The following is a 15,004-nucleotide window of genomic DNA, read 5'->3' as shown; positions in this document are numbered from 1 at the left end:
TCAGCCCGGCCGGCGCAAGGTCTTTTGCTTGAGGATATACAGGCTCACCAGCACCGCACTGGTGAGCATGAACGCCCTGGCCCAGAACAGCGGCACCAGGTAACAGGACAGGCCGATGCTCGCCCACATCAGGCCGATGGCGTAGACCTTGCCCTTGAGCGGTATGCCTTCGCCGCTCAGGTAGTCACGGATCCACGGTCCCAGCTTGGGGTGGTTGACCAGCCAATCGTGAAAGCGCGGCGAGCTGCGGGCGAAGCAGGCCGCCGCCAGCAGCAGGAACGGTGTGGTGGGCAACACCGGCAGGAAGATCCCCAGCACCCCCAGCGCAACACTGAGCCAGCCGATGGCCAGCAGCAGGTAGCGCACGGCCGACTCAGTGGTGACGTGGCTTGAGCAGCGCCGGCTTTTCGTCTGGAGCGTGCAGCAGCAGGAACAGCGCGCTCAGCGCTTCCGGGATTTGCACGATCATGTCGTCCTGCAGGTTGGCATTGCTGGCGATGTCGGCGAACTCAGGCTGTTCGTCGAACAGGCCGGAACCGACCATGATCGGCAGCAGCATCTCGCTGACTTCTTCCTCGGCGTCCTCGAACCAGGCCTCTTCGCGCAGGAACACGCCCTCCATGAAGCCGATGCACCAGCCACGCAGGTCGGAATCGTCCGGCTCGTCGGTCAGGTCCAGGTCGCAGGGCAGGTCGAATTCCTCGTCGCTGGCCAGCTGGCGGGCGATGTGGGCTTTGAGGGCCACCAGCGTCGCTTCGATCTCGGTGCGCTGGGCATCGCTGGCGTAATGGGGCTCTTCGGCAAACAGCGCGTCGATCCATTCACGCTCGGGGACGTCCTCGGAGCAGATCGACAGCGCGGTCAGGTAGCCGTGTGCGGCGACGTAGTCCAGCGCTTCTTCGTGCAGCTCATCGGCGTCGAGGAAGGCTTGCAGGCGGGTCAGTTGCTCGGCGAAGGACATTACAGGGCTACCTTGGGGAATAAACGATAGTGAATTCTAGCACCATGCGGCGGCAGCGGGGCAAAGGGAACGTCTGTCACCGTGCATCCTGTGCGGGCCGTCACTACGGTATACTCCGCCGTTTTTCATCCAGGGCCGGGTTTTCCCCGGCCATCTGGCAAAAGCCGCTTACGCTTTTGGCGTGTGCGGAGCGGGTTTATCGTCCAGCCTGTGTCCAGGATGGTACGGCGATTTGTGGAGTTGCACATGCTCGAACAGGCTCAGCGCGTTCTCAAGGATATCTTCGGTTACGACAGTTTCCGTGGGCGCCAGGCAGCGATCATCGAATGCGTGGCCAATGGCGGCGATGCCTTGGTGCTGATGCCCACCGGCGGCGGCAAGTCCCTGTGCTTCCAGGTGCCTGGCTTGTTGCGCCCGGGCCTGACGGTGGTGGTGTCGCCGCTGATCGCGCTGATGGACGACCAGGTCGCCACCCTCGACGAACTCGGTGTCGCCGCCGCGGCGCTCAACTCCACCCTGAGCCCGGAGCAGCAGCGGGACCTGGCCGGGCGCCTGCGCCGCGGCGAAGTGAAGATGCTCTACCTGGCGCCGGAGCGCCTGGTGCAGCCGCGCATGCTCGACTTCCTGCGCGGCCTCGACATTTCGCTGTTCGCCATCGATGAAGCCCACTGCGTCTCGCAATGGGGCCATGACTTCCGCCCGGAGTACCTGCAGCTCGGGCAACTGGCCGAACTGTTCCCCCATGTGCCGCGCATCGCCCTGACCGCCACCGCCGACATGCGGACCCGCGAGGAGATCGTCCAGCGCCTGCACCTGCAGGGCGCCGAGCGCTTCCTGTCGAGCTTCGACCGGCCGAACATCTTCTACCGCATCGTGCCCAAGGAGGCGCCACGCAAGCAGTTGATGGCCTTCCTCGGTGAGCGGCGAGGCAACGCCGGCATCGTCTACTGCCTGTCGCGCAAGAAGGTCGATGAAACCGCAGCGTTCCTCTGCGAGCAGGGTTTCCCGGCGTTGCCCTACCACGCCGGCCTTGCCGCCGAGACGCGCGCCGCCAACCAGCATCGCTTCCTCAACGAGGAAGGGCTGATCATGGTCGCCACCATTGCCTTCGGCATGGGTATCGACAAGCCCAACGTACGCTTCGTTGCTCACCTCGACTTGCCCAAGTCGCTCGAGGCCTATTACCAGGAAACCGGCCGCGCCGGCCGCGACGGTCTGCCATCGGATGCCTGGATGGCCTACGGCCTGCAGGACATGGTGATGCTCAAGCAGATGCTGCAGAACTCCGAGGGTGACGAGCGCCACAAGCGCATCGAACAGCACAAGCTCGACGCCATGCTGGCCCTGTGCGAAGAAACCCGCTGCCGCCGCCAGGCACTGCTGGCCTATTTCGACGAAACCCTCGAACAACCCTGTGGCCACTGCGACAACTGCGTCGACCAGATCCAGACCTGGGACGCCACCGAGCCGGCCCGCCAGGCGTTGTCGGCCGTGTTCCGCACCGGCCAGCGCTACGGCGTCGGCCATCTGGTCGATGTGCTGCTGGGCAAGGACACCGAGAAAGTACGCAATTTCGGCCATGAGAAGCTTTCGGTGTTCGGGGTCGGCAAGGGCCTGGCCGAAGCCGAATGGCGTTCGTTGTTCCGTCAGCTGGTGGCACGCGGCCTGGTCGACATCGACCTGGAAGGCTACGGTGGCTTGCGCCTGTCCGACAGCTGCCGGCCGCTGCTGCGCGGCGAGGTTAACCTGCAGCTGCGCCGCGACCTCAAGCCACAGACTGTGGCCAAGACGTCGACCAGCGGCGGCAGCCCGGCCAGCCAGCTGGTGCGCACCGAGGAGCGCGAACTGTGGGAGGCGCTGCGCACCCTGCGGCGCAAGCTGGCCGAAGAGCACAGCGTGCCACCCTACGTCATTTTCCCCGATTCCACCCTGCTGGAAATGCTCCGCAGCCAGCCGACCAGCCTCAGCGACATGGCACAGGTCAGCGGCGTCGGTGCGCGCAAGCTGGAGCGCTATGGCCAGGCCTTCCTCGAAGTGCTCAACGGCGCTGGTGGCACCGAAGAGGCGCCGAAGGTGGTGCTCGACCTGCGCCACGAACTGGTCAGCCTGGCGCGCGCCGGCATGACCCCGGCGCAGATCGCCGGGCAGCTCAACTGCAGCGAGAAGAACGTCTACAGCCTGCTGGCCGAGGCCCTTGGCCGCCAGGAGCTGAGCCTGGAGCAGGCGCTGGACTTGCCGGAAGACCTGATGATGGAGGTGCAGGACGCCTTCCTCGACGGCGAAGGCGAGCTGCCGCCGGTATCGGCGATTGCCCCGTTGTTCGGCGCACGGGTGCCGGAAGGCGTGCTGTACTGCGTGCGTGCGGCGCTGGCAGCGGAGTTCGAGCTTTAAAGGGCGGCATTTCCGTCAACTGCTGATGTTTGTCATCCTTTTTGACGATTATCAGAAGTTTCCGCGGCGGGCAGCCTTGCCTGATGCTCCGGAGCATGGTTAGCTGACTAATAATTAGTTCTAGTCTATGAGTTGCTTATGCCCCTGACCGACAACCAACACCGCTTCGGCATGCAGCTGGCGCAGATGTCCCGCGGCTGGCGTGCCGAGCTGGACCGCCGCCTGGCCGGGCTCAACCTGTCCCAGGCCCGCTGGCTGGTGTTGTTGCACCTCGCTCGCTTCGAACAAGCGCCCACCCAGCGTGAGCTGGCGCAGAGCGTGGGCGTCGAAGGCCCGACCCTGGCGCGGCTGCTCGACAGCCTGGAAAGCCAGGGGCTGGTGCGTCGCCAGGCGGTGCTGGAGGACCGGCGGGCGAAGAAGATCCTGCTGTGCCCACCGGCCAAACCGCTGATCGAGCAGATCGAGACCATTGCCAATGCCCTGCGCCTGGAGCTGTTCACCGGCGTGGACGAGGCCGATCTGGAAGTGTGCATGCGGGTGCATGCCAAGATCCTCGCCAACCTCGAAAAATCCTGAGTTTTCTGGGGCTGCTTCGCAGCCCTTTCGCGACACGAGGCCGCTCCTACAGGGGATCGCATGTTTCTGTAGGAGCGGCCTCGTGTCGCGAAAGGGCCGCAAAGCGGCCCCGGCCATCTAGAAGGTGTGCCCCAGGTTCAGGTACACCGCCTGCTCATTCGCCGTGTTGGCCCCATAACTCAGGTTCAACGGCCCGAGCGGCGTCTCCAGCCCCAAGAAGATGCTCGCCGCATTGATGTAGCCGCTGTCGAACTCATTGTCATTGTTCCACGCCCGCCCACGCTCAAGCGACCCACCGATGTACAGCGGGAAGTCCAGCGGCAGATAGGCCCGCGGGGTCAGGCGCCGGTAGTACACCATCCGCAGCAGGCTGACGTTCTGCCCTGACACCGAGTCCTGGCGGAAGCCCGACAGCTCCCTCGCACCACCCAGCACGAAGCTCGACGTCACCACCTCCGTTGGGTCCAGTGTGCGTCCATAGCGCCCACCCAGCACGAAAGTGTTCGGGCCTACACTGAATGCCTTGTCCAGGTTCAGCAGCCACTGCCGGTAGTCCTCGTCCGAATCCAGCGACTTGTCGTACTTGCGGAAGGTCAGGCCGATGTCCTCGCCACGGTGCGGGAAGTACACATTGTCGAGGGTGTCGAACGAATACTTCAGCTCGTAGAAGCCTTCGTTGAAGCTGACGCTGGGCAGGTCCTGATCGCCGATACGCACTTCGGCCTCGCCCCAGGCCTTGCCGACACCCAGGCGCACCTCGCCGGAGGTGCCGATCTGGCGGCCCACATTGAGGCCGAAACCGTAGCGCTCGAGGCGGTACTCGGCGATCGGGTCGTTGTCCAGGGTCGCTTCGATGTTCTGCGAGCCAAGTTCCAGGTAAGGCGCGACGAAGTAGCGCGAGCCTACGTCCAGCGGCTGGTAGAACTCACTGTAAAGCTCCTGCTGGTCGCCGATCTGGGCGCGTGTCAGCCACTCCGCGCCCAAGCGGTTGATGCCGTTCATGCGGTAGCTGGCGCCGAGGTTGAAGGCACTGTCACCGCGCAGGTCGTCGGACAGGTTCAGGCCCAGGCGCAGGTAGTCGGTGCCGCCGCGCTTGCCACGGGCATTGATCACCAGGGTGTTGTCATCGCCCTTGTGCACCACGCGGTACTGCACCCGGTCGAAGTAGTCCAGGCCATACAGGGTGCCCATGTCGGTCTGCAGGCGGTCGAGCGCCAGGGGCTCGCCGATGGGTTGGCGGATGTAGTAACGGATCACGTCATCGCTGACTTTCGAGTCGTTCTCTATCCTGATCGCGGTGATCACCGGTGTGCGCTGGCCTGGTGAGCGGGCCACGGCCAGGCTGGCGTCATGCTCCGGTTGGCGCAACGCGGCCAGGCGCGTGTCGAGCAGGCGAGTCGCGCGGTAGCCGGCGTCGATCATGTCGTGGGCACGGCCGAAATCGGTGACGCCAAAGGCCGCCAGCTGCGGCTGTATGAGGATGTCGTCGCGGTGCAGGCTGGCCAGCTGCTCCTCGGAGTTGCGCCGGGTCATGAGGGTGATCGACTGGTTGAGCACGTCTACCACCGTGGCCAGTTGCTTGCGGTCGCGCAGCGGGGTGCCGATGTCGACCACGATGGCCAGGTCGACGCCCATGTCCCGGGCCACGTCGAGCGGGATGTTGTCGACCATGCCGCCATCCACCAGCAGGCGACCGTCGAGTTCGACCGGGGCAAATACCGCCGGGATCGACATGCTGGCGCGAATCACCTGCGGCAGGTGGCCGCGGCGGAACACCACCTTTTCGCCGCTGGCGATGTCGGTGGCCACGGCGCGGAAGGGGATTGGCAGCTTGTCGAAGTCGCGGGTGTCAGCAGTGTGGGCCAGCTTGCTTTCCAGCAGCAGCGCCAGGTTCTGGCCCTGGATCACCCCCAGCGGCAGGCCGAGGCTGCCGTCGTCGCGAAAACTCAGCTTCTGCTTGACCAGGAAGTCGCGGTCATCCTGCTTGCGCCGGAACGGCACGTCCTTGCGGGGTGGCGCATCGGAGAGCGCCTGTTGCCAGTCCAGCGTGGTGGCGAGTTTCTCCAGTTCTTCGACGCTGTAGCCGGAGGCATACAGCCCGCCCACCACCGCGCCCATACTGGTACCGGCGATGGCGTCGATGCGCACGCCCTGTTCCTCCAGTGCCTTGAGCACGCCAATATGAGCCAGGCCACGGGCCGCGCCGCCAGACAGCACCAGGCCGACCTTGGGGCGGGCTGGCTCGGCGGCGAATACGGTGAGGGTGGTGAGCGTCAGCAAAAAGCAGAGCAGCAGGCGGCGCATCGTGAGTCTCAAACCGAAGGCTAAAGACCGCTAGTATAAGCGGCCCCTCACCTGGAGATGCTTCAGCATGGCCGACAACAAGCCGGAAATCGTCATCACTTATTGCACGCAATGCCAATGGCTGCTGCGCGCCGCCTGGCTGGCCCAGGAACTGCTCAGCACCTTCAGCGACGACCTTGGCCGGGTAGCGCTGGAGCCCGGCACCGGCGGCATCTTCCGCATCACCTGCAATGGCGTGCAGATCTGGGAGCGCAAGGCCGACGGTGGCTTCCCCGAGGCCAAGGTGCTGAAGCAGCGCGTGCGCGACCAGATCGACCCGCAGCGCGACCTGGGCCACAACGATCGCTGATCAGGCGCCCTCGGCCGCGACCTTGTGCCGCGGCGGCTGCTCGGCGGCCATGCGGCTCGACAGCACGATGGCGAAAATGATCAGCATGCCGCCCAGCAGCATGCGCAGGGTTGGCGTTTCGGCGAACACCGCCCAGGCCACGGCGATGCCGTAGACCGGTTCCATGGCAAATACCACGGCGGCGGTGCGCGCCTTGATCACCCCCAGGCTGGCCACGAACAGGCTGTGGGCGACGCCGGTGCAGAAGATTCCGAGCAGGGCGATCCACAACCAGTCCATGCGTTCCACGTGGCTCAAGCCTGGGCCGGCGAAAGGCAGCAGGCACAGGCCGACCACCAGGTTTTGCCACAGCGCTGCCTGCACGGCCGGCAAACGGCCGGAGCCGGCGCGGTTGGTCAGTGACAGCAGCGAGAACAACAAACCGGAGAGCAAGGCCCAGAGCAGGCCACCGGTGGCCTGGCTGGCCAGGTCGAACTGTGGGGTGACCAGTATCAGGCCGATGCTGACCAGCACCACCAGCGCACCTTCGTTGCGGCGGATGCGCTCGCGGAACAGCAGGCCTTCGAGGATCACGGTGAACGCCGGGAAGCTGGCGAAACCCAGGGTGGCGATGGCCACGCCGCCGACCTTCACGGCGATGAAGAAGCTGACCCAGTGCCCTGCCAGCAGCACGCCGCCGAGCAGCAGGCGGCGCATGTCATGGCCACTCAGGCGCCGCCAGCCGGGGCCGGTGAGGCTGGCGAACAATGCCAGGGCCAGCACGGCAAAGGCGGCGCGGCCGAAGACGATGATCGTCGGGCTGGCACTGGTGGCCAATTTGCCAAACACCCCGGTCAGGCCGAAGAACAGCGCGCCGATGTGCAGGGCGCCGAGGGCAGTGCGGTGGTTCATTGCAAGTCCTTTGATTCTTTACTGGCTTTGCTGGCCTCTTCGCGGGTAAACCCGCTCCCACAAGTACTGCACTGGTTTCAGGTTCTGCAAGATCCCTGTGGGAGCGGGTTTACCCGCGAAAGGGCCGGTGCCGCAAAGTGTAAAGCTACAGGCCAACATGTTCTGTCGCCATCCTGCTGTCAGTTGTCGCCAGGCGCTCGCCGCAGCGCCAGCGGCGAGCAACCAAACGCCCGCAGCATCGCCGCCGAAAATGCACTCTGCGAGCTGTACCCCACCTGCGCCGCAATCTCCCCCATCGGCAGCAAGGTCTGCGTGACCAGCCGCCTGGCCTTGAGCAGACGTCGCTGGCGAATGTAGTCCATTGGCGTCATGCCACATTCGGCGCTGAACCGGGCATGCAGCCGGGTACTGGACAAGCCGGCGATGCGCGCCAGGTCGGCCACCTGCAAGGGGTACGCTGCGTGCTGTTCGATATGCACATCGAATGCGGCATAGGGCAGGCGATGGCTGGGCGTGACGATGGCCGAAGCGCTGGGGTTGAGGCTGGCCAACAACAGTACCGCGCCTTGCCGGGCGATCAGCGGGTCGTCCATGGGGCTCGCCGCCAGCCAGTCCACCAGTTGCTGCTGGCGCTCGTTCAGCCCTCGTGCGCCAGGCTGGTCGAGCAGGCGCCGGCTGGCATCGGCATGCGCCCCCAACTGCTCGTGCAGCCAGTGTTCGTCCGGTACATCCAGCACCAGGCAATCGCTGCCCACGTCACTGCCGCACGTGTGATGGGCGCCAGCGGGCACCACCACCAGCCCCTGGCGGGCGACCTTGGCGCTGTGGCCCTGCACCTCGAAGTCCAGGCGACCGTGCAGGCCGAACACCAGCTGCGGGTGTTCGTGACTGTGGGCGATCAGCTCATCGCGGTAATGACGCATGGAAAGTATCGGGCCGGCCATGGGGTTTCCTCGTGGGGCTGCCAGCCATTGTGCCGCATTCCTGGCAGACCATCACTCGTCACATCCCTGCCACCAACCTGTCATCTGTGCCTGCCAGTCTCCAGCAAACAGCGCCGGAGCCTGCCATGACCCATGTCGAACTTTCTCGCCCGTCACGCAAGCAGCGCGTGCGCACGCTGTGGATATCCGATGTGCACCTGGGCACGCGAGACTGCCAGGCCGAACACCTGTCGCAGTTCCTCAAGGGTTACCAGGCCGACCGTATCTACCTGGTAGGCGATATCATCGATGGCTGGAAGCTGCGCAGCGGCATTTATTGGCCGCAAGCCCATACCAATGTGATCCGCCGCTTGCTGACCATGAGCAAGCGCGGCACTGAGGTGATCTACGTCACCGGCAACCATGACGAATTCCTGCGCCGTTACTCGAAGCTGATGCTGGGCAACATCCAGCTGGTGGACGAGGCCGAGCACCTGACCGCCGATGGCCGTCGCCTGCTGGTGGTGCATGGCGACCAGTTCGACGTGATCACCCGCTATCACCGCTGGCTGGCTTTTCTTGGCGACCGTGCCTACGAGTTCACCCTGGTGCTCAACCGCTGGCTCAACCATTGGCGTGCCCGCTATGGGTATGGCTACTGGTCGCTGTCGGCGTACCTGAAGCACAAGGTCAAGGGGGCGGTGAACTTCATCAGCGACTTCGAGGATGCGATTGCCCATGAATGCACCCGTCGCGGTTTTCACGGGGTGGTGTGCGGGCATATCCACCATGCCGAGATCCGCCAGGTGGGGGAGGTGGAGTACCTCAACTGCGGCGATTGGGTGGAATCGTGCACGGCGCTGATCGAGCATTGGGATGGCAGCATCGCATTGTATCGGCTGGCCGATGCCCAGGCGCGGCTGGCCGCGGAAGCTGCTGCGATGCGCGAGCCGGCATGAGCCGGCTGCGCCCCCAGGCTAGAGGCTGATCCTGCCGAGCAGGATGTCGCGGAACATGGCGAAGTCGCCAACCAGGCTGTACCAGGGGTGACTGAAGGTCGCCGGCCGGTTCTTCTCGAAAAAGAAATGCCCCACCCAGGCGAAGCCGTAGCCGCAGATCGGTACCGCCAGCAGCAACAACCACTTGCCACTGCCAAGGGTGTAGGCCAGCAAGGCAATCACCAGGCTGGTGCCGACGAAGTGCAGGCGCCGGCAGGTGGGGTTGCTGTGCTCGCCCAGGTAATAGGGATAGAACTCGGCAAAACTGCGAAACTGCGCTGTGCGGGTCATGGGCAGTGCTCCGGGATTATCACTTCTGGACAGGATACACGGCGTGGAGCCTGAATCGAGTCTAGAGTCATTGGCGGGGCCGGCCAGTGACAATAGGCGCCAAATGAGTATCCTTGAGGTCACCGCATGAAGCGGTCAGCACAAGAAGCCTGCCATGAGCGAGAGAACCACGTCAGCCAGCTGGGCATCAGGGATTGTGAAGGCGCTGGAGCTCGAAGGGCTCGATTGCCCGGCGATGTTCAAGCAGCTGGGGTTGGATTTCGCCGCACTCGACGATCCGGATGCACGTTTTCCGCAGGACGCCATGACCCGCCTCTGGCAGCTCGCGGTCGAACTTTCGGGCAACGAGGCGATTGGCCTGAACATGGCGCGGGTGGTGCGCCCGGCTTCGTTCCATGTGGTGGGTTACGCACTGATGTCCAGCCGCACACTGGCCGAAGGCTTCGGGCGGCTGGTGCGTTACCAACGCATCATTGCCGAAAGCTCCGACCTGAGTTTCACCCTTGGCCCTGAAGGCTATTCGCTGATTCTGACCGTGCATGGTGATCACCTGCCCCCCACCCGCCACAGCGCCGAAGCGTCCCTGGCCTGCGCGCTGGCCTTGTGCAAATGGCTCAGTGGCCGGCCGGTGCAGCCGCGGCGGGTGCTGGTGCAAGGGCCGCAGCCGAAGGATATCGAGCCGTACAAGGTGGCCTTTCATTCCCCGCTGGTATTCGGCGCTCCGCACGATGCCCTGGTATTCGAACGGGCCGACATGGAAGCGCCGTTGCCCACTGCCAACGAAGCCATGGCCATCCTGCATGACCGCTTTGCTGGCGAATACCTGGCGCGTTTTTCCGAAAGCCGCGTGACCCATAGGGTGCGCCAGGTGCTGTGCCGTATCCTGCCCCAGGGCGAACCCAAGCGTGAAACCCTCGCCCAGGCCCTGCACCTGTCCCAGCGCACCCTGCAGCGTCGTTTGCAGGAAGAGGGCACCAGTTTCCAGGCGTTGCTCGACGATACCCGTCGTGAACTCGCCGAACAGTATCTGGCCCAGCCAGGCATGACCCTGCTGGAAACCGCCTACCTGCTGGGCTTTGCCGACCCGAGCAACTTCTACCGGGCATTCCGCCGCTGGTTCGATGAGACCCCCAGCGAATACCGCGCCCGGCTGGGCGCGGAGCCTGCCGAGGTCAATGACGCCAGAACGCCGGCATGCACAACACCAGCACGGTGATGATCTCCAGGCGGCCCAGCAGCATACCGGTAGCGAGAATCCACTTGGCGGCATCCGGCAGCGTCGAGTAGTTGCCCGAAGGACCGACCACTTCGCCCAGGCCCGGGCCAACGCCCGACACCGTTCCGGCGGCACCGGTCAGCGCGGTCATCCAGTCCACGCCCAGCAATGACAGCAGCAGCGCCATTACGCAGATGGTGATGGCGAAGAAGAACGAAAAGGTCAGGATCGAGCGCACGATCTCTTCGTCCAGGCGATGGCCATTGTATTTCTGCTTGATCACCGCGCGCGGGTGGATCAGCTGGTTGAGGCTCGCCTTGAGCAGGATGTAGGCGACCTGGAAACGGAAGATCTTGATGCCACCGGCCGTCGAGCCAGAGCAGCCACCGACGAAGCCCAGGTAGAAGAACAGCATCAGCGAGAAGTTGCCCCACAGGCTGTAGTCGCCCAGCGCGAAGCCAGTGGTGGTGACCACCGAGGTCACGTTCAGTGCCACGTGGCGCAGGGCATCGAGCCAGTGCAGGTTGGTGGTGTGCCAGTACCAGGTGCCGAGCACGAGCCAGGTCACCACCAGCATGCCCAGCAAACCCTGCACCTGCTGGTCGCGTATCAGCGCCTTGCGGTTGCCGCGCAGGGTTGCCACATACAGCGTGAAGGGCAGGCTGCCGAGGATCATTACCACCACCGCGACCCAGTGCACGGCGGGGATGTCCCACTTGGCCAGGGACTGGTCAGAGGTGGAGAAACCGCCAGTGGAGATCGCAGACATGGCGTGGTTGATGGCATCGAACGGGCTCATGCCGGCCCACCAGAAGGCCAGTGCGCCAAAGATGGAGAAGCCGACGTAAACGCCGACGATCGATTTGGCGACCATGTGCGAGCGCGGCATGACCTTTTCCGAACGGTCCGACGATTCGGTCTGGAACAGGCGCATGCCACCGATGCGCAGCAGCGGCAGGATCGCCACCGCCATGGCGATGAAGCCGATGCCACCGAGCCAGTGCAGCATCGAGCGCCACATCAGGATGCCCGGCGACATGCTGTCCAGCCCGCTGAGCACCGTGGCGCCGGTGGCGGTGATGCCGGACATGCTCTCGAAGAAGGCGTCGGTGTAGCTGATGTGCTGGGTCAGCAGAAAGGGCAGTGCGGCGAAGACGCACACCACCACCCAGCTGCTGACGGTGAGCAGGTACATGTCGCGCGGGCGCAGGTGGACGTGCTCGGGGCGCCCCTGCAGCACCATGGCCAGGCCGGCGATGAAGGTGATCAGGCTCGACCAGAGGAACGACGGCATGTCGCCGGTGCGTTCGAACACCACCAGGGTCGCCATGGGCACGACCATGCTGACTGCCAGGGTGATCAGGAAGATGCCGATGATGAAACCAATGATCCTTAAGGTCGGCAACGCCATGTGATCTGCTCTGACTCGAAACGGAAGGGCGCCATTCTACCTATGGGTCTGGTGATGTAAACGCTAGAATGGCCGCACATTTACCTGCCAGGAGGGTAGCCGATGGAGGCTCTCGACGCATTGCTCAACCGTGTTTCCGTGCCACGCCTGACCGACCCTGCGCCCAACGAGGCCCAGCGTGAGGCGCTGTTCCAGGCCGCCTTGCGCGCACCGGACCACGGCCAGCTGCGGCCGTGGCGCTTTCTGACCATCGAGGGCCAGGGCCGCGACAAGCTCGGTGAACTGTTTGCCGAAGCGTTGCAGCACAAGGGCGACGCCAGCCAGGCTGCGCTGGACAAGGCGCGCGCGATGCCGCTGCGTGCGCCGTTGCTGATCGTGGTGATCGCCAAGCTGCAGGATCACTTCAAGGTGCCCAAGTCCGAGCAGCGCCTGGCGGCCGGTTGCGCGGCCCATGGCATCCTGATTGCGGCGCATGCCCAGGGGATCGGTGCGGTGTGGCGTACCGGCGACATGGCCTTCGATGCGCATGTGCACAAGGGCTTGGGGCTGGCGGAGAACGAGGAGCTGATCGGCTACCTGTATGTCGGCACGCCGATGGCCGAGCCGCGCACGGCGCCGATTCTGGAAACCGCCGATTACGTCAGCGGCTGGGGCGAATAACGTAGGGGGCCGCTTTGCGGCCCTTTCGCGACACAAGGCCGCTCCTGCAGGTAACGCGATCCCCTGTAGGAGCGGCCTTGTGTCGCGAAAGGGCTGCAAAGCAGCCCCGGCATTCTGTCAGTTGGCAGCAATGTTCTCAGGCAACTCCAACCGGGCCACGAACCCACCCTGCGGGTGATTCTCCAGCACTAGACTCCCGCCGTGCCGCTCGGCCGCCTTGCGCGCAATGGCCAGCCCCAGGCCATGCCCCGCCGCCTCCTGCCCCGGCGCCCGGAAGAACGGCTCACCCAACTGCGCCAGATGCTCCGGCGCCGCCCCTGGCCCATGGTCGCGCACGCTCAGCACGATCTTGTCCTGCTCGCGCTGCGCACTGATCTCGATCGGTTGGCCCTCCGGGTTGAAGCGCAGGGCATTGCGCACCAGGTTGTCCACGGCACGCTCGATCAGCGTCGGCCAGCCTTGCAGCGTCAGCCCCGGCTGCGCCTCCAGTTTCACCTCCTGCTCCGGTGCGCTGAGCTGAGCGTCCTTGCGCACGCTGCCGAGCAAGGCGTTGAGGTCGACAGGCTCGGCGTGGGCCTGCTCGGCATCGACCCGGGCCAGCGTCAGGATTTCGCTGATCAGGTCTTCCAGGCGGTCGCATTCACGGGTCAGGCGTGGCCACAAGGCCTGGCGCTGTTCGGTTTCGGCGCGCTCGGCCAGGGCCAGGGCGATGCGCAGGCGCGCCAGTGGCGAGCGCAGCTCGTGGGACACGTCACGCAGCAGTTGGCGCTGGCTGCCGATCAGGCTCTGCAGGCGCGCGCCCATCTTGTTGAAGTCTTTGGCCAGCACGCCGAACTCGTCACGCCGGGCGGCCAGGCGGGCCAGGCTGTTCTGTTGGTAGCTGGCCTGGCCAAGGTCGTGCACGGCGCCGCGCAGGCGGTTCAGGGGGCGGGTGATCGACAAGGTCACCAGCAGGCTGAACAAGGTCAGCACCACCAAGGCGATGCCCAGCGCACTCAACGGCCAGAGCAGGCTCTCGCGGTGCCAGGCGTCCAGCTCCGGGTGCGGGATGCGGTAGATCAGCAGGTAGGTGTTGCCGGTTTCGGGGCTGGTGTATTCCTCGGTCAGGCGCCGCCACGGCAGGTGGCGCTCGTCATTGTGCTGGCGCGCCTCGAACGCCGCAGCGCGGCGCGGGAAGGTACCCGGCACCACGGCATCGCCGCTGTCGTCGAGCACCTGCACATCGATCTTGTAGCGCTCCTTGCGTCGTTCCAAAAAGGCCTGGGCAGATTCCAGGCCTTCCTGCTCATAGTGCTTGGCCCAATCGCTGGCCATGGTCTTGAGGCCCGGGTGACGGCTGAGGATCCAGGCGTCCTGGTTAAGCACGTGGCCGAGCAGGATCGACAGGCCCGCGACCAGGGTTATAGCCAGCCAGAAACTGGCCAGGATGCGCCAGAACAGAGAACGCAAGAGCACCTCCTGAAAACGGGAAAAGCCCGGCCCGCTTGAGGGCGGGCCGGGCATCGGGTTGACAGCTTACTGGGCCTTGCCAGCCTTTTCAGCTTTCCAGGCCTGGAATTCCTTCCATTCAGCCTTGCGTGCTTCGCGTTCCTTCTGCAGTTCATCGAACTTCTTCTGCTGGTCAGGCTTGAGCAGCGCGCGGACTTGGCTGTCGGTCTTGTCATGGCTGGCCTTGAGTTCGTCTTTCATGGCCTTCTGCTCGGCGGCTGGCAGCTTGTTCAGGTAGCGCTCGGTGATTTCGCGGCGGTTGTGCATCTGCTCGCCCATCAACTTGCCGATCTGCTGGCGCTGGTCGCGGCTCAGGTCCAGTTGGGCGAAAGGCGCATCACCGCGATGATGCGGGCCGTCGTGACGCGGGCCGCCGTCAGGCATGGCCATGGCCACGGTCGGCAGGGCGGCGGCGAACATCAGGGCGATAAGGGTCTTGCGCATGGTGTCTCTCCTGTCATGGGCCGGTGGTTACCGGATGAGCTCAGTCTAGGGAGATCAAGGTCAAGCGCAGTCAGCTCACGGTAAAGGCAGGGTAAAGATGG

15 protein-coding genes are annotated in these 15,004 nt (G+C 64.8%); 6 read left to right on the top strand and 9 right to left on the bottom strand.

All coding sequences use genetic code 11. From position 1 onward, the window contains the following. Both CQW31_RS22340 and CQW31_RS22335 read right to left on the bottom strand, forming a co-directional pair. Positions 1 to 366, bottom strand: a complete 366-nt coding sequence (locus CQW31_RS22340; RefSeq protein ID WP_054886970.1) for a YbaN family protein — start codon at positions 364 to 366, stop codon at positions 1 to 3. A 7-nt stretch (positions 367 to 373) separates the two neighbouring features. Then, positions 374 to 961: a YecA family protein gene (locus CQW31_RS22335; RefSeq protein WP_099815423.1), complete on the bottom strand. Its 588-nt coding sequence runs from the start codon at positions 959 to 961 to the stop codon at positions 374 to 376. A gap of 246 nt (positions 962 to 1,207) precedes the next feature. Here CQW31_RS22335 and recQ point away from each other — a divergent pair, with 246 nt between their 5' ends. Further along, the gene (recQ, locus tag CQW31_RS22325) at positions 1,208 to 3,352 is read left to right on the top strand and encodes a DNA helicase RecQ (RefSeq protein WP_054886968.1); all 2,145 of its coding nucleotides are present in this window, start codon (positions 1,208 to 1,210) and stop codon (positions 3,350 to 3,352) included. Between the two features lie 138 nt (positions 3,353 to 3,490). Beyond that, positions 3,491 to 3,928, top strand: a complete 438-nt coding sequence (locus CQW31_RS22320; protein WP_054886967.1) for a MarR family transcriptional regulator — start codon at positions 3,491 to 3,493, stop codon at positions 3,926 to 3,928. A 117-nt stretch (positions 3,929 to 4,045) separates the two neighbouring features. Here the strand turns inward: CQW31_RS22320 and CQW31_RS22315 are convergent, their stop codons facing one another. After that, a complete protein-coding gene (locus CQW31_RS22315) occupies positions 4,046 to 6,232 on the bottom strand; it encodes a patatin-like phospholipase family protein (RefSeq protein ID WP_099815422.1) in 2,187 nt (728 codons plus the stop codon). Positions 6,233 to 6,299: 67 nt separating this feature from the next. On the opposite strand from CQW31_RS22315, the gene CQW31_RS22310 reads away from it, so the two are divergent. Further along, the gene (locus tag CQW31_RS22310) at positions 6,300 to 6,581 is read left to right on the top strand and encodes a SelT/SelW/SelH family protein (protein WP_054886965.1); all 282 of its coding nucleotides are present in this window, start codon (positions 6,300 to 6,302) and stop codon (positions 6,579 to 6,581) included. Here the strand turns inward: CQW31_RS22310 and CQW31_RS22305 are convergent, their stop codons facing one another. Then, a complete protein-coding gene (locus tag CQW31_RS22305; RefSeq protein WP_054886964.1) occupies positions 6,582 to 7,472 on the bottom strand; it encodes a DMT family transporter in 891 nt (296 codons plus the stop codon). 179 nt (positions 7,473 to 7,651) lie between these two features. Beyond that, positions 7,652 to 8,416 carry an AraC family transcriptional regulator gene (locus CQW31_RS22295; RefSeq protein ID WP_099815421.1) on the bottom strand — a complete coding sequence of 255 codons (765 nt, stop codon included), beginning with the start codon at positions 8,414 to 8,416 and terminating at the stop codon, positions 7,652 to 7,654. A 125-nt stretch (positions 8,417 to 8,541) separates the two neighbouring features. Here CQW31_RS22295 and CQW31_RS22290 point away from each other — a divergent pair, with 125 nt between their 5' ends. Then, entirely contained in the window at positions 8,542 to 9,354 is an 813-nt protein-coding gene (locus CQW31_RS22290) for a UDP-2,3-diacylglucosamine diphosphatase (protein WP_099815420.1), read from the top strand. A gap of 18 nt (positions 9,355 to 9,372) precedes the next feature. Here CQW31_RS22290 and CQW31_RS22285 read toward each other — a convergent pair whose 3' ends face one another. Further along, positions 9,373 to 9,684 carry a DUF962 domain-containing protein gene (locus tag CQW31_RS22285; protein ID WP_054886961.1) on the bottom strand — a complete coding sequence of 104 codons (312 nt, stop codon included), beginning with the start codon at positions 9,682 to 9,684 and terminating at the stop codon, positions 9,373 to 9,375. Positions 9,685 to 9,838: 154 nt separating this feature from the next. On the opposite strand from CQW31_RS22285, the gene CQW31_RS22280 reads away from it, so the two are divergent. Then, positions 9,839 to 10,900 carry an AraC family transcriptional regulator gene (locus CQW31_RS22280; RefSeq protein ID WP_099815419.1) on the top strand — a complete coding sequence of 354 codons (1,062 nt, stop codon included), beginning with the start codon at positions 9,839 to 9,841 and terminating at the stop codon, positions 10,898 to 10,900. Here the strand turns inward: CQW31_RS22280 and CQW31_RS22275 are convergent. Further along, positions 10,857 to 12,311 carry a TrkH family potassium uptake protein gene (locus CQW31_RS22275; RefSeq protein ID WP_054886959.1) on the bottom strand — a complete coding sequence of 485 codons (1,455 nt, stop codon included), beginning with the start codon at positions 12,309 to 12,311 and terminating at the stop codon, positions 10,857 to 10,859. The two genes, CQW31_RS22280 and CQW31_RS22275, sit on opposite strands and share 44 nt — an antisense overlap. A 102-nt stretch (positions 12,312 to 12,413) precedes the next feature. On the opposite strand from CQW31_RS22275, the gene CQW31_RS22270 reads away from it, so the two are divergent. After that, the gene (locus CQW31_RS22270; RefSeq protein ID WP_054886958.1) at positions 12,414 to 12,971 is read left to right on the top strand and encodes a nitroreductase family protein; all 558 of its coding nucleotides are present in this window, start codon (positions 12,414 to 12,416) and stop codon (positions 12,969 to 12,971) included. 117 nt (positions 12,972 to 13,088) lie between these two features. On the opposite strand, the gene CQW31_RS22265 is transcribed toward CQW31_RS22270, so the two are convergent. Both CQW31_RS22265 and CQW31_RS22260 read right to left on the bottom strand, forming a co-directional pair. Further along, positions 13,089 to 14,426 (bottom strand): HAMP domain-containing sensor histidine kinase, encoded by a 1,338-nt coding sequence (locus CQW31_RS22265; protein ID WP_054886957.1) that lies wholly within the window; start codon positions 14,424 to 14,426, stop codon positions 13,089 to 13,091. 60 nt (positions 14,427 to 14,486) lie between these two features. Then, positions 14,487 to 14,903, bottom strand: coding sequence for a Spy/CpxP family protein refolding chaperone (locus CQW31_RS22260; RefSeq protein ID WP_054886956.1), 417 nt, complete (start codon positions 14,901 to 14,903; stop codon positions 14,487 to 14,489). Between the last annotated feature and the right edge of the window lie 101 nt (positions 14,904 to 15,004).

Source organism: Pseudomonas sp. 382 (genome assembly GCF_002759075.1).
Lineage (GTDB): Bacteria > Pseudomonadota > Gammaproteobacteria > Pseudomonadales > Pseudomonadaceae > Aquipseudomonas > Aquipseudomonas vlassakiae.
This window is presented reverse-complemented; position numbering and strand designations above follow the sequence as displayed.

Bases quoted from the DNA above. Each gene is read 5' to 3' on its own strand.
- CQW31_RS22335 (WP_099815423.1), bottom strand. From the start codon at position 961: ATGTCCTTCGCCGAGCAACTGACCCGCCTGCAAGCCTTCCTCGACGCC.
- recQ (WP_054886968.1), top strand. From the start codon at position 1,208: ATGCTCGAACAGGCTCAGCGCGTTCTCAAGGATATCTTCGGTTACGAC.
- CQW31_RS22320 (WP_054886967.1), top strand. From the start codon at position 3,491: ATGCCCCTGACCGACAACCAACACCGCTTCGGCATGCAGCTGGCGCAG.
- CQW31_RS22315 (WP_099815422.1), bottom strand. From the start codon at position 6,232: ATGCGCCGCCTGCTGCTCTGCTTTTTGCTGACGCTCACCACCCTCACC.
- CQW31_RS22310 (WP_054886965.1), top strand. From the start codon at position 6,300: ATGGCCGACAACAAGCCGGAAATCGTCATCACTTATTGCACGCAATGC.
- CQW31_RS22305 (WP_054886964.1), bottom strand. From the start codon at position 7,472: ATGAACCACCGCACTGCCCTCGGCGCCCTGCACATCGGCGCGCTGTTC.
- CQW31_RS22295 (WP_099815421.1), bottom strand. From the start codon at position 8,416: ATGGCCGGCCCGATACTTTCCATGCGTCATTACCGCGATGAGCTGATC.
- CQW31_RS22290 (WP_099815420.1), top strand. From the start codon at position 8,542: ATGACCCATGTCGAACTTTCTCGCCCGTCACGCAAGCAGCGCGTGCGC.
- CQW31_RS22285 (WP_054886961.1), bottom strand. From the start codon at position 9,684: ATGACCCGCACAGCGCAGTTTCGCAGTTTTGCCGAGTTCTATCCCTAT.
- CQW31_RS22280 (WP_099815419.1), top strand. From the start codon at position 9,839: ATGAGCGAGAGAACCACGTCAGCCAGCTGGGCATCAGGGATTGTGAAG.
- CQW31_RS22275 (WP_054886959.1), bottom strand. From the start codon at position 12,311: ATGGCGTTGCCGACCTTAAGGATCATTGGTTTCATCATCGGCATCTTC.
- CQW31_RS22270 (WP_054886958.1), top strand. From the start codon at position 12,414: ATGGAGGCTCTCGACGCATTGCTCAACCGTGTTTCCGTGCCACGCCTG.
- CQW31_RS22260 (WP_054886956.1), bottom strand. From the start codon at position 14,903: ATGCGCAAGACCCTTATCGCCCTGATGTTCGCCGCCGCCCTGCCGACC.